Origin of the sequence: Bradyrhizobium sp. LA6.1 (genome assembly GCF_040547805.1) — a bacterium.
Taxonomy (GTDB): Bacteria; Pseudomonadota; Alphaproteobacteria; order Rhizobiales; family Xanthobacteraceae; genus Bradyrhizobium; species Bradyrhizobium barranii.
In genome coordinates this window covers 624346-637470 of the sequence record NZ_JBEPQK010000003.1, presented here as the reverse complement: position 1 = coordinate 637470, position 13125 = coordinate 624346, and the positions used below count along the sequence as shown (strand labels likewise).

Annotated in this window: 7 protein-coding genes; 5 read left to right on the top strand and 2 right to left on the bottom strand. The window is 65.7% G+C overall.

Features of this window, described 5'->3' with window-relative positions:
• Nucleotide 1: 1 nt before the first annotated feature.
• Entirely contained in the window at nucleotides 2-739 is a 738-nt protein-coding gene (locus tag ABIB99_RS10195) for an amino acid ABC transporter ATP-binding protein (RefSeq protein WP_063983419.1), read from the top strand.
• Between the two features lie 167 nt (nucleotides 740-906).
• On the opposite strand, the gene ABIB99_RS10190 is transcribed toward ABIB99_RS10195, so the two are convergent.
• On the bottom strand, nucleotides 907-1941 hold the full coding sequence (locus ABIB99_RS10190) for a cysteine synthase A (RefSeq protein ID WP_028147612.1): 1035 nt from the start codon (nucleotides 1939-1941) through the stop codon (nucleotides 907-909).
• Between the two features lie 96 nt (nucleotides 1942-2037).
• The gene (locus tag ABIB99_RS10185; RefSeq protein ID WP_063986386.1) at nucleotides 2038-3267 is read right to left on the bottom strand and encodes an SAM-dependent methyltransferase; all 1230 of its coding nucleotides are present in this window, start codon (nucleotides 3265-3267) and stop codon (nucleotides 2038-2040) included.
• A 648-nt stretch (nucleotides 3268-3915) separates the two neighbouring features.
• Between ABIB99_RS10185 and ABIB99_RS10180 the strand changes: the two genes are divergently transcribed.
• From ABIB99_RS10180 to ABIB99_RS10165, 4 genes are read left to right on the top strand one after another with little or no spacing between them, the layout of a single operon-like run.
• Nucleotides 3916-5367 carry an efflux transporter outer membrane subunit gene (locus ABIB99_RS10180; RefSeq protein WP_231141898.1) on the top strand — a complete coding sequence of 484 codons (1452 nt, stop codon included), beginning with the start codon at nucleotides 3916-3918 and terminating at the stop codon, nucleotides 5365-5367.
• Nucleotides 5357-6757: an efflux RND transporter periplasmic adaptor subunit gene (locus ABIB99_RS10175; protein ID WP_231141899.1), complete on the top strand. Its 1401-nt coding sequence runs from the start codon at nucleotides 5357-5359 to the stop codon at nucleotides 6755-6757. The genes ABIB99_RS10180 and ABIB99_RS10175 overlap by 11 nt, the downstream gene beginning before the upstream one ends.
• A gap of 36 nt (nucleotides 6758-6793) precedes the next feature.
• Entirely contained in the window at nucleotides 6794-9943 is a 3150-nt protein-coding gene (locus ABIB99_RS10170; RefSeq protein ID WP_354175687.1) for an efflux RND transporter permease subunit, read from the top strand.
• Nucleotides 9943-13050, top strand: coding sequence for an efflux RND transporter permease subunit (locus ABIB99_RS10165; RefSeq protein WP_231141901.1), 3108 nt, complete (start codon nucleotides 9943-9945; stop codon nucleotides 13048-13050). The genes ABIB99_RS10170 and ABIB99_RS10165 overlap by 1 nt, the downstream gene beginning before the upstream one ends.
• The last annotated feature ends 75 nt before the right edge of the window (nucleotides 13051-13125 follow it).

Below are 13125 nucleotides of genomic sequence, written 5' to 3'. Positions count from 1 at the left end.
CATGTCCGACCCCATCGTCAAGATTTCCGGCCTCAACAAATGGTACGGCGAGTTCCACGTGCTGCGCGACATCGACCTCGAGGTCAAGAAGGGCGAGCGCATCGTGATCTGCGGCCCCTCAGGCTCGGGCAAGTCGACGTTGATCCGCTGCATCAACGCGCTCGAGGAATTCCAGGAGGGCGAGATCGTCGTCGACGGCATCGAGCTCGGGCCGAACCTGAAGCACGTTGATGCGGTCCGCCGCGAGGTCGGCATGGTGTTCCAGAGCTTCAACCTGTTCCCGCATCTGACCGTCCTGGAGAACTGCACGCTGGCGCCGATCTGGGTGCGCAACATCCCGAAGAGGGACGCCGAGGTCAACGCGATGAAATTCCTGGAGCGGGTCAAGATCCCGCATCAGGCCAACAAGTTTCCCGGACAGATGTCCGGCGGCCAGCAGCAGCGCGTCGCGATCGCACGGGCGCTGACGATGAACCCCAAGGTGATGCTGTTCGACGAGCCGACCTCGGCGCTCGACCCCGAAATGGTCAAGGAAGTGCTCGACACCATGGTCGACCTCGCCGAGGAGGGCATGACCATGCTGGTTGTCACCCACGAAATGGGCTTCGCCCGCGAGGTCGCCAACCGCGTCGTGTTCATGGACGCCGGCCAGATCATCGAGGCTAATACGCCGAACGAGTTCTTCGCCGCTCCCCAGCACGCCCGCACCAAGCTGTTCTTGAGCCAGATCTTGCGGTGAAGCGAGCTGCCGTAGCGTGGGCAAAGGCGCGTCGCGCCGTGCCCACCATCCCTCGGCGATCATGGCAAGCATGGTGGGCACGCTGACGCTTTGCCCACCCTACGGCACCGCGGCTTGGCTCAACTTGAGCCGGACTTGGTAATCCGGGCGGCCGCAACCCTCCCGGCCTAGACGAACGGCGGCTTGATGTTGCTGCGCTTCTCCAGCCATTCCGGCACCGGCAGGTTCTTGGCGCGCATGAAGTCGGCATTGAACAGCTTCGACTGATAGCGGCTGCCGGAATCGCAGAGCACGGTGACGATGGTCTTGCCGGGCCCGAGCTGTTTCGCGAGTCGTATCGCGCCGGCGATGTTGATGCCGGTGGAACCGCCGAGGCACAGGCCTTCGTGCTGGAGCAACTCGTAGATCACCGTGACGGCTTCTGCATCGGGAACAAGATAGGCGTCATCCACCTTCGCGCTCTCGACGATTGCGGTCGCACGGTTGAGGCCGATACCTTCCGTGATCGAGCCGCCCGGCGTCGCCTTGGCGTCGCCGCTCCGGAAATATTCGAACATGCCGGCGCCGTGCGGATCGGCGCAGGCGATCCTCACGTTCTTGTTCTTCTCTTTCAGATAGCGGCTGACGCCGGCGAGCGTGCCGCCGCTGCCGACCGAGCAGACGAAGCCGTCGACCTTGCCGCCGGTCTGCTCCCAGATCTCGGGGCCCGTCGACTCGTAATGCGCCTTCGCATTGTCGAGGTTGTTCCACTGGTCTGCGAACAGCACGCCATTGGGCTCGGTCTTGCGCAGCTCGTCGGCGAGCCGGCGGCCGACATGCTGATAATTGTTGGGATTGGCATAGGGCAGGGCCGGCACCTCGATCAGCTCGGCGCCGCACAGCTTCAGAAAATCCTTCTTCTCCTGGCTCTGCGTCTCCGGGATCACGATCAGCGTGCGGTAGCCGCGCGCGCTCGCCACGACCGCGAGGCCGATGCCGGTGTTGCCGGCGGTCGCCTCCACCACGAGACCGCCCGGCTTGAGCTCGCCGCGCTTCTCGGCCTCCAGGATCATCCATTTGCCGGCGCGGTCCTTCACCGACTGGCCCGGATTCATGAACTCGGCCTTGCCCAGAATGGTGCAGCCGGTCAGTTCGGAGGCGCGCTTGAGCTTGATGAGCGGGGTGTTGCCGATGGCTTCGACAACGTCATTTTTGATGGTCATGTCAGGCAATTACCGGCTGGATCATAGGGTGGGCGCGACCCTAAAGTAGGGTGGCGGGCCTTACAAGCGACCCTTGCAAGCCGACCCCGCAAACCCTTATTGCTGCTTTGCGAAGATGACTTGCCGGACGTCGATATTCCCGGACAGGAATCCGGCCTCGCAATAAGACAGGTAATACTCCCACAGCCGCCGGAACCGGTCGTCGAAGCCGAGCGGCACGAGGCCCGGCCAGGCCGTCTGGAAGTTATTCCGCCAGGTGGCCAGCGTCTTGGCATAATCCTGCCCGAAGATGCGCTCACGAATGACGGGCAGGCCGAACCTGTCACCGAGCGACTTGAGCACGGCGGGCGAGGGCAGCATGCCGCCGGGAAAGACGTAGCGCTGGATGAAATCCACCTCGCGCCGGTAGCTCTGGAACAGCCTGTCCTGGATGGTGATCGCCTGGATGCCGGCGAGGCCGCCGGGCAGCAGCCGGTCCCGCAACTGGGCGAAATATTTCGGCCAGAACTGCTCGCCGACGGCCTCGATCATCTCGATCGAGGCGATGCGGTCGTAGCGGTCGCATTCGTCGCGATAGTCCTGAAGACGGATCTCGACCTTGTCGGCAAGGCCCGCCTCGTGAATGCGCTTCTGCGCAAAATCGCGCTGCTCGGTCGAGATCGTGAGGCCCACCACGCGCGTGCCGAAGGTCTTTGCGGCGAACTCGGCGAAGCCGCCCCAACCGCAGCCGATCTCGAGCAGCGTCTGATCCGGCTTCAGGTCGAGCGCCTCGGCGAGCCGGCGGTATTTGTTGGTCTGGGCTGCCGTGAGATCGGAGGTGCTCTCCTCGAACAGCGCCGAGGAATAGGTCATGCCGGGATCGAGCCAGGCCGAATAGAACGCGTTGCCGATGTCGTAATGGGCATGGATGTTGCGCCGCGCCTGGCGGCGGGTGTTGCGGTTGAACCAGTGCTGCAGCAGTTGGACGAACCGCATCAGCGGCTTGTCGTTCAGCATGGCCTGGATGAGATCGTGGTTGACGCAGAACAGGTAGAGGAATTGCGTCAGGTCCGGCGTATCCCAGTCGCCGGCGAGATAGGCCTCCGCGATGCCGATGTCGCCGCCGTTGATGAGGCGCGACGCGAAGCCGTAATTGTGCAGCCGCATCGCCGCATTCGGGCCCGGCTCCTGGCCGCCGAGGCGGATCACGCGTCCGTCGGGCAGGGTGACGTCGAGCGTTCCTCGCCGCAGCCGCGCGCCAAAACTGAGTGCGAGCCGAACGATGCGCGGCAGATCGGCGAGCACTGTGTCTATGGTGTCTGACGTCACCGAGATGGTATGCGACATCGGCAGATCCATCACCTGAACGGATACTGTCCGACCGCGAGCCAGGCGCCCCCATACGCCTCATATCGCTGGACCCGAGGGCGCCCCGCAAACGGTCAGCGTCGAATCATGCGCATGATATAGGTGCGCGCTGCGCCGGTCGCCAAGGGGCTGGCGGGGTACCTCCGGCAGTCCACCGCCGTGTGCACAGCGCAATTGCGGGCCAGCCCCCGATCATAGCGCGCCGTGCGCTCAGCCAAGGCCGGGGAAGCTGCGGTGCGCCGCGGTGCAGGTTTCGGTGGAGCGCCTGGCGGGACCGGTAGCCCTGGCGTAGGCGTGGCGGCAATATCACATGAAATCTTGGTAAGCTTGAATGCGCCCCGGGCCGAGGTTGGAATACAAAATAGCCCTGTGACACAGGCATATTTTGTATTTGCGTGAGTTCGGCATCGACGCATTCGAGGCCGCATTTCGCAGGTGCGGGACTGTCCCCCTGTTCCGCGCCCCGCTAGTATGAACTTCAGGTTCCGCAGAAAGCATCACGGCTGTGAACGAGTTACATAAACGCCCCCGGCCGTCCCGCCACGAATCGGTTAATCCGGCTCTGCGGTGGCGGATCTATCTGCCCGGCGGGGGGTGGATGTGACACAGGATGGTCCTGCGGTCGCCATGAGGCGATCTCCCGGCCTTACGTTCCGGACGTCGCGCGCGGCGCGATGGGCTGCCGTGGCGTGCCTTGCCGCCAGTTCAGGCGCCTGCGTGCTGACGCAGGATTTGCCCGATCCCGCACTCGATGTTCCCACGCAGTACAAATACGCGGGCAAGCCGGATGCGCCGCCGTCGCTGGATTGGTGGCGCGGCTTTCGCTCCGCGGAACTGACGCAACTGATGGAGGAGGCGCAGACCGTCAATCTCGACATCGCCGCCGCCGTCGCGCGCATCGTCCAGGCCGACGCCCAGGCGCGGCAGGCGGGCGCGGCGCTGCTGCCGAGCCTGTCGGGCGGCGGATCGGAAACCTATTCACGCACCTCGGGTTCGAGCGCCTCGGGCCTGTCCATCGGCGGCCGCGAGGTCGTCAACTATTCGGCGTCGCTGAGCGCGAGCTACCAGCTCGACTTCTGGGGCCAGAACCGCGATGCGCTGCAAACGGCGGAAGAGACGGCGAATGCCAACCGGTTCGATCGCGACGTCGTCGCGCTCACGACGCTGGCAGGCGTTGCCAACGCCTATTTCCAGGTGCTGGCCTCGCAGGACCGGCTGCGCACCGCCCAGAGCAACATCGCCAGCGCGCAGCGGATCCTTGATGCCATTCGCGAGCGCCGCAAGGCCGGCACCGGGACCGATCTCGACGTCGCCCAGCAGGAGAGCGTGGTCGCCAACCAGAAGGCGCTGGTGCCGCCGCTGCGCCAGACGCTCGACCAGAACGTCAACGCGCTCGCCGTGCTGGTGTCGCGGCCGCCGGAGAGCGTGCGCGTGCTCGGCGGCACGCTGAACAAGATCGCGATCCCGCGCGTCACGCCCGGCCTGCCGTCGGAGCTTTTGACGCAGCGGCCCGACATCCGCCGCCAGGAGGCACAGCTCGCCTCGGCGACCGCGAACATCGGCAATGCCCGCGCGCAGTTCTTTCCGACGATCCAGCTCACCGGCAATGGCGGCTATCAGAGCTCGGCGCTGGTCTCGCTGTTCCAGCCGCATGCGGCCTTCTTCCAGCTCGTCGGCAGCGCCACGCAGCCGATCTTCGACGGCGGCAAGATCCTCGGCAATTTCGAATTCGCCAAGGCGCGGCAGGACGAGTTGCTCCAGACCTACCGCAAGACCATCATCCAGTCGTTTGCGGACGTCGACAACGCGCTGTATTCGATCAAGCAGACCACGATCAAGCTACAATTGCAGCGCGATGTCGTTACCTCGTCGAAGCGCGCCTTCGATCTCGCCGAGCAGCAATTGCGCGCCGGCACGGCCGACATCGTGACTGTGCTGAACGTCCAGCAGACACTATTTCAGGCCGAAGATGCGTTGTGGCAGGCCCAACTCGCACGGCTTCTCGCCATCGTCAGCCTGTATCAGGCGCTCGGCGGCGGCTGGGAGCCGCGAATGGAGAAACCGGTCAATGCTCTTTAAGCCGGATACGAAGGAAGGCGCGAAAGAAGGGACGGCGAAGAAATCGCGCGGCCGCGGCTTCGTCATGACCCTGATCACGTTCGCCATCCTTGGCGGGCTCGGCTATTTCGGCTGGACCGTCTGGCATCAGCAGCCGCAGCAGGCGAATGGCCGCAACCAGCGGCCCGATCTGCCGGTGCCGGTGCTGGCGGCGACGCCGAGGATCCAGGACGTGCCTGTCTATCTCGACGGGGTCGGCGCCATTCGCGCCCTGAACACCGTGACCGTGCGCTCGCAGGTCGACGGCAAGCTGATCGCCGTGAAATTCACCGAGGGCCAGGACGTCAAGAAGGGCGACGTGCTCGGCGAGATCGACCCCGCGCTCTACCAGGCGACGTATGACCAGGCCGTCGCCAAGAAAGCGCAGGACGAGGCCCAGCTCGCCAACCAGCGCATCGACTTGACGCGCTACGAGCAACTCGCTGCTTCCAATGCCGGCTCCAAGCAGCAGGCAGACACCCAGCGCGCGCTGGTCGCGCAGACCGAGGCGCTGGTGAAGGCCGACCAGGCTGCGATCGACAATGCGGCGGCGACGTTGAGCTACACCAAGATCGTGGCGCCGCTTTCGGGCCGCGCCGGCCTGCGGCAGGTCGACCAGGGCAACATCATCCACGCCGCCGACGCCACGGGCCTCCTGGTGATCACGCAATTGCAGCCGATCGCGGTGTGGTTCAGCCTGCCGCAGCAGCAGATCATGCGCGTCAACGCGGCGGCGTCGAAGGGCACGCTCGCGGTCGACGTGTTCGGCAATGACGGCATCACCGTGATCGACACCGGCAAGCTGACCGGCATCGACAACCAGGTCGACCAGACCACCGGCACGCTCAAGCTCAAGGCGGAATTCCCCAACGCCAATTACCAGCTCTGGCCGGGCCAGTTCGTCAATGTCCGCCTCAAGGTCGAGACCTTGATGCAGGCGCTGGTGGTGCCGACATCGGCGGTGCAGCGCGGACCGATCGGCACCTTCAGCTACGTCATCGGCGAGGACAATGTCGTCTCCGCCAAGCCGGTGACCGTGACCCAGCAGAACGAGCATGACGCCGTTATTGCCAGCGGCTTGTCGCCGACCGACAAGGTCGTCACGACGGGCTTTGCCAATCTGTCCGACGGGTCCAAGGTGGTCGTCGGCCGCGATGACCAGACACCGTCGGCCGATCTTGCCCCGCGCAAGCGCACGCGCGGCCCGGATGGCCAGAAGAAGGATGGGCAGGCCAAGGACGGGCAAAAGGACGGACAGGGCAAGGACGGCGAGCACCGCGCCAAGCGGAGCAGCAGCGAAGGCGACCAGAAGGGGCAGACCGGACCGGCACCGGGGCCGGGGGCATCGGGACCTGGAGCCAAGCAGCCATGATCCCGACAACGGCCGCCTGAGCGGCAGGCACATCCCATGGGCGTCTCCGAACCCTTCATCCGCCGCCCGATCGCGACCTCGCTGCTCGGCATCGCCCTGCTGATCGGGGGCGCGCTCGGCTATTTCTCGCTGCCGGTCTCGGCGCTGCCGCAGGTCGACTTCCCGACCGTGCAGGTGACGACTCAGCTGCCGGGCGCCAGCCCCGACGTGATCGCCTCGCTGATCACCGCGCCGCTGGAGCGGCAGCTCGGCCAGATCCCGTCGCTGTCGGCGATGAACTCGACGAGCTCGTTCGGCGTCAGCCAGATCTCGCTTCAGTTCGATCTCAACCGCGACATCGACGGCGCGACCCAGGACGTGCAGGCCGCGATCAACGCGGCGGCCGGCGTGCTGCCCAAGACGCTGCCCTATCCGCCGACCTACGCCAAGGTGAACCCGGCGGACGCACCGGTGATGACGCTGGCGCTTCGCTCCGACACGATCTCGCTGCGGGCGATGAGCGACATCGCCGACACGCTTCTGGCACAGCGGCTGAGCCAGATTTCCGGCGTCGGGCGCGTCTCGGTGCTCGGCGGGCTGAAGCCGGCCGTGCGCGTCCAGGCCGACCTCGCGCGGCTCGCGGCCTATGGCATCGCGATGGAGGATCTGCGCGCCGCGATCGCCAACGCCAACGTCTCGGGGCCAAAAGGCTCGCTCGACGGGGCGCAGCAATCCTACATCATCGCCGCCAACGACCAGATCGCTGCCGCCGACGCCTACAAGCCTGTTATCATCGCCTACCGCAACGGCTCGCCGGTCACGATCGGCGACGTCGCGCAGATCGTGGATGGCCTCGAGAACGACCGCACCGGCGGCTGGTACCAGGGCACGCCGGCGGTCATCATCGACATCCAGCGCCAGCCCGGCGCCAACGTCATCGATGTCGTCAGCCAGATCCGCGCGGAAATCCCAAAGGTCCAGCGCGCCATTCCGGCCGGCGTGAACCTCACCATCGTCTCCGACCGTACCGTCACCATCCGCGCCTCGGTCCGCGACGTGCAGTTCACCCTGATCCTCAGCGTCGTCTTGGTGACGCTGGTGGTGCTGCTGTTCCTGCGCTCGCTGCGGGCCACGCTGATCGCGGGCGTCGCGCTGCCGCTGTCGCTGATCACCAGCTTCGGCATCATGTATTTCGCGGGCTTCAGCCTCGACAATCTGTCGTTGATGGCGCTCACCATCGGCACCGGCTTCGTCGTCGATGACGCCATCGTCATGATCGAGAACATCGTCCGCCACATGGAGAACGGCGACAGCGCGATGGAGGCCTCGCTGAAGGGGGCCAGCGAAATCGGCTTCACCGTGATCTCGCTGACGGTGTCGCTAATCGCCGTGTTCATCCCGCTGCTGTTCATGTCCGGCCTCGTCGGACGCATGTTCCGCGAATTCGCGCTGACGCTGACAATCGCGGTCGTGACCTCGGCCGTGGTCTCGCTGACGCTGACGCCGATGATGTGCTCGCGGCTGCTCAAGCACGCCCATGAGGAACTGGCGGTGCCGGGATTGGCCGCGATCAGCCGCTTCATCGATAGCACCGTCGAGTTCTATCACCGGACGCTGCTCTGGGTCCTGGAACGCCAGCGCGCCACGCTGCTCGTGACGTTTGCGACCCTGGTCGCGACCCTCGTCCTCTACGTCGTCGCGCCAAAGGGCTTTCTGCCGCTTCAGGACACCGCCTCGATCACGGCGGTGACTGAGGCGGGACCCGACGTGTCGTTCACCGAGATGCAGAAGCGCCAGGCCGAGGCGGCCGATGCCATCAAGGCCGATCCTGATGTTGTCGGCGTGGTCTCGGTGATCGGGGCGGGCTCGGTCAACCCGACCACCAATGTCGGGCGTCTGGTCATGACCTTGAAGCCGCGCGGCGAGCGGCGCGACGACGTCAGCGTGGTCGTGACCCGGCTGAAGGCACGGGTGTCGGGTATCCCCGGCATGACCGTCTATTTCCAGCCGGTGCAGGACGTGCAGATATCGACCCAGTCGAGTCGCTCGCAATACCAGTACACGCTGACCGGCACCGATGCGACGCTGGTGTCGGAATGGGCGCGCAAGCTCGTTGCCGAGATGCGGCGCGATCCGCTGTTCCGCGACGTCTCCTCGGAGGCGCAGGAGGGCGGCCTGCGGGCGCAGCTCGACGTGGACCGGACCCGGGCCGGACAGCTCGGCGTGAGCCTGCAAGGAATCACCGACACGCTCAACGATGCGTTCGCGCAGCGGCAGATCTCGACCATCTACGGCCAGGCCAACCAGTACCGCGTGGTGCTGGAGGCGCTGCCGATGTACCAGCGCGATCCCTCGATCCTGTCGAAGCTGTATCTCCCGGGCGCGGCGCGCAGCATCGTGGGCGCGCCCAACGCCCAGGTGCCGCTCTCCGCCGTGGCGACACTGAAGCGCACCACGGCGCCGCTCGCGATCTCGCACCAGGCGCAATTCCCGTCGATCTCGCTCAGCTTCAACCTCGCCCCGGGCGCCGCGCTCGGCGATGCCGTCGAGGCAGTGAAGACGATCGAGACCCGGATCGAGATGCCCAACAGCATCGTCGGCGTCTATGCCGGCGATGCCGCCGAATTCGCCAAGGCGCTCGCGGGCCAGCCCTGGCTGCTGCTCGCCGCCGTCATCACGATCTACATCGTGCTGGGCGTGCTCTATGAGAGCTACATCCACCCGATCACCATCCTGTCGACGCTGCCCTCGGCCGGCGTCGGCGCGATCCTGGCACTGATGCTGTGCGGTCAGGACCTCTCGGTGATCGGCCTGATCGGCATCATCCTGCTGATGGGCATCGTCAAGAAGAACGCGATCATGATGATCGACTTCGCGCTCGAGGCCGAGCGCAGGCAGGGGATGTCGCCGAACGAGGCGATCGTGCAGGCCTGTCTCTTGCGCTTCCGTCCGATCATGATGACGACGCTGGCGGCGCTGTTCGGCGCGCTGCCGCTCGCGATCGAGAGCGGCACCGGCGCCGAGCTGCGCTTTCCGCTCGGCATATCCATCATTGGCGGCCTGCTGCTGAGCCAGCTTCTGACGCTCTACACCACGCCCGTGATCTACCTCGCGCTCGACCGCATCAACCGCCGCCTCGAGCAGGCGCTGCCGCCAGCTGAATCCGGCGGCCCGCCGGTCGCGGGCGCGACCGAGGGGATGCAGTGATGGCATCGATCTCGGAGCCGTTCATCCGCCGGCCAGTCGCAACCACGCTGCTGTCGATCGGGTTGTTCCTGCTGGGGGTCGTCGCCTACGAGTTCCTTCCCGTCGCCTCGGTCCCGAACGTCGACTTCCCCGCCATCTTCGTGTCGGCCAGCCGGCCGGGTGCCGACCCGTCCGTCATGGCGGCGACGGTGGCCTCGCCATTGGAGCGTCGGCTCGGCGAGATCGCCGGCATCAACCAGATCACCTCGACGTCGTCGCTCGGCACGACCAGCATCCAGCTCCAGTTCGACATCGGCCGCAACATCGACAAGGCCGCGCGCGACGTGCAGGCGGCGATCAACGCCGCGCTGATCGACCTGCCGAGCGACCTGCCGACCCTGCCGCGCTTCCGCAAGGCGAACACGGCCGGCGCGCCCGTTTTCGTGCTGGCGCTGACCTCGAAGACGCTGTCGGCCAGCGCGATCTACGACGTCGCCGATACCGTGCTCGCGCAGCGCATCTCGCAGGTGCCTGGTGTCGGTGACGTGACGGTGAGCGGCGCCGACCAGCCGGCGGTGCGCGTGCAGCTCAACCCCGTCGCATTGTCCAACGCCGGCATCGCCACCGACGATGTCAGGACCGCGATCATCAACGCCAACCCGCTTGGTCCCGTCGGCATCTTCAACGGCGAGCGCCAGAGCGAGACGCTGTCGCTGAACAAGCAGATGCGGACGGCGAAAGAGTTCCGCGACATCATCATCAAGAGCTCGAACGGCAATTTCGTCCGGCTGTCCGACGTCGCCGACATCGAGGACTCCGTCCGCAATGCTCGCTCGATCGCCTGGTTCAACAAGCAGCCGGCCGTGCTGATCCAGATCACCAAGCAGGGCGACGCCAACGTCATCGACACCGTCGATCGGGTGAAGGCGCTGATCCCGGCGCTGAAGCAATGGATTCCAGCCGGTGTCGATATTTCCACGCTGGTCGATCGCACCAGTACGATCCGCGCCAGCGTGCTCGACATGCAGTGGACGCTGCTGGCAACCGCCGTCCTCGTGATGGTCGTGGTGTTCGTGTTCCTGCGGCGGCTGACGCCGACGATCGCGGCCGGCATCTCCGTGCCGCTGGCGCTGGCCGGAACCTGTGCCGGGATGTGGGTCGCGGGCTTCTCGATCGACAATCTGTCACTGATGGCGCTGGCGATCTCGGTCGGCTTCGTGGTCGACGACGCCATCGTCATGATCGAGAACATGTACCGCAATCTCGAGCATGGCATGCGGCCGCTCCAGGCCGCGCTCGTTGGCGCCCGGCAGATCGGGTTCACCGTGGTCTCGATCAGCCTGTCGCTGATCGCGGCTTTCACGCCGTTGATCTTCATGGACGGCATCGTCGGCCGCCTGCTGCGCGAGTTCTCGCTGACGCTGACCTTCGCGATCCTGGTCTCGACGCTGGTGTCGCTGACGGTCACGCCGATGATCTGCGCCCATTACATCCGGCAGACCACCTCGGGAACCGCGACCCTGTTCGATCGCGTCATCGAGGGCACGCTGTCGCGCATCGTCGCCTTCTACACCCGTACCTTGCGCACCGTGCTGGAATTCCCCTTTCTGACGCTGCTGGTGTTCTTCGCCACCATCGCGCTGACGGTGACGCTCTACATCAAGATCCCCAAGGGCTATTTCCCGACTGACGATTCCGGCTTCGTCATCGGCGCGACGCGCGCTTCGGCCGACATCTCGTTCCAGTCCATGCTGGGCCTGCAGCAGCGGCTCGCCGACATCGTGATGCAGGACCCGGCCGTGGCCGGGATCGGCTCCACCGTCGGCAGCGGAGGCGGGGGCCCGGGGGCTGCGACCTCGAACCGCGGCACCATGTTCATCAGCCTGAAGCCGCCGGAGGAGCGCGACCACGTCTCGACGCAGGTCGTGATCGACCGTCTCAGGCGCGCCCTGTACCCGGTGCCCGGCATCCGCCTGTTCATGTTCGCCGCCCAGGACGTCCGCGCCGGCGGACGGCAGAGCGATTCCGACTACCAGTACACACTGACCAGCACCGACCTCAGCCTGCTCCAGAAGTGGGCGCCGATCGTGGCCAAGCGCATGGAGAGCGTCGAGGGCATCACCGATATTTCCAGCGACCGCGATCCCGGCGGGCTTCAGCTCACGCTCTCGATCGACCGCCAGAAGGCCTCGGCGCTCGGCGTCAAGGTCCAGGACATCGACAACGCGCTCAACAACGCATTTTCGCAGCGGCAGATCGGGATCATCTACACCCAGCGCAACCAGTATATGACCGTGCTGGAGATCGACCCGAAATTCCAGGTCGACCCATCTAACCTCGATCGCATCTATGTCGCCGGTGCCAATGACGCGCAGGTGCCGCTGTCGGCCGTGGTACACGCGACGCGCGGGCTCGCTGCGCTGGCGGTCTATCATTCGCAGGGGTTTCCCTCGACCACGGTGTCGTTCAACCTGATGCCGGACGTGCCGCTCCAGACCGCGACCCAGAACGTACAGCGCGCGATCGAGGAGCTGCACATGCCGGAAGGCATTCGCGGCAGTTTTGACGGCAATGCCGGTGATTTCGCCAGGACCAGCGGCCGCCAGCCGCTGCTGATCCTCGGCGCGCTGGTGGCGATGTATATCGTCCTCGGCGTGCTCTATGAGAGCCTCGCCCATCCGCTGACGATCATCTCGACGCTGCCGTCCGCCGGTCTCGGCGCGCTGCTCGCCTTGCAGCTCACCAACACGCCGCTGACGGTGATCGCCTTCGTCGGCATCATCCTGTTGATCGGCATCGTCAAGAAGAACGGCATCATGATGGTGGACTTCGCGCTCGATGCCGAGCGCCAGCGCGGCCTGTCCTCGGCGGAGGCGATCTTCGAGGCCTGCCAGGCGCGCTTCCGCCCGATCCTGATGACGACCATGGCGGCGCTGTTCGCCGGCATTCCGCTGGTCATCGCCACCGGCCCCGGCACGGAGCTGCGGCGTCCGCTCGGCATCACCATCATCGGCGGCCTGTTCGTCTCGCAGATCCTGACGCTCTACACCACGCCCGTGATCTACCTGCTGATCGACCGCCTGCGCCGCCGCTCCGAGCCGCGCCCGCTGGCCGCACCGGCGGAATAGGCGAAGTATCGCGCACGTTCCGACACCGTCAGTCGGCTCGATCCCCTAACATTTGATGTTGTCAACTTAACATCT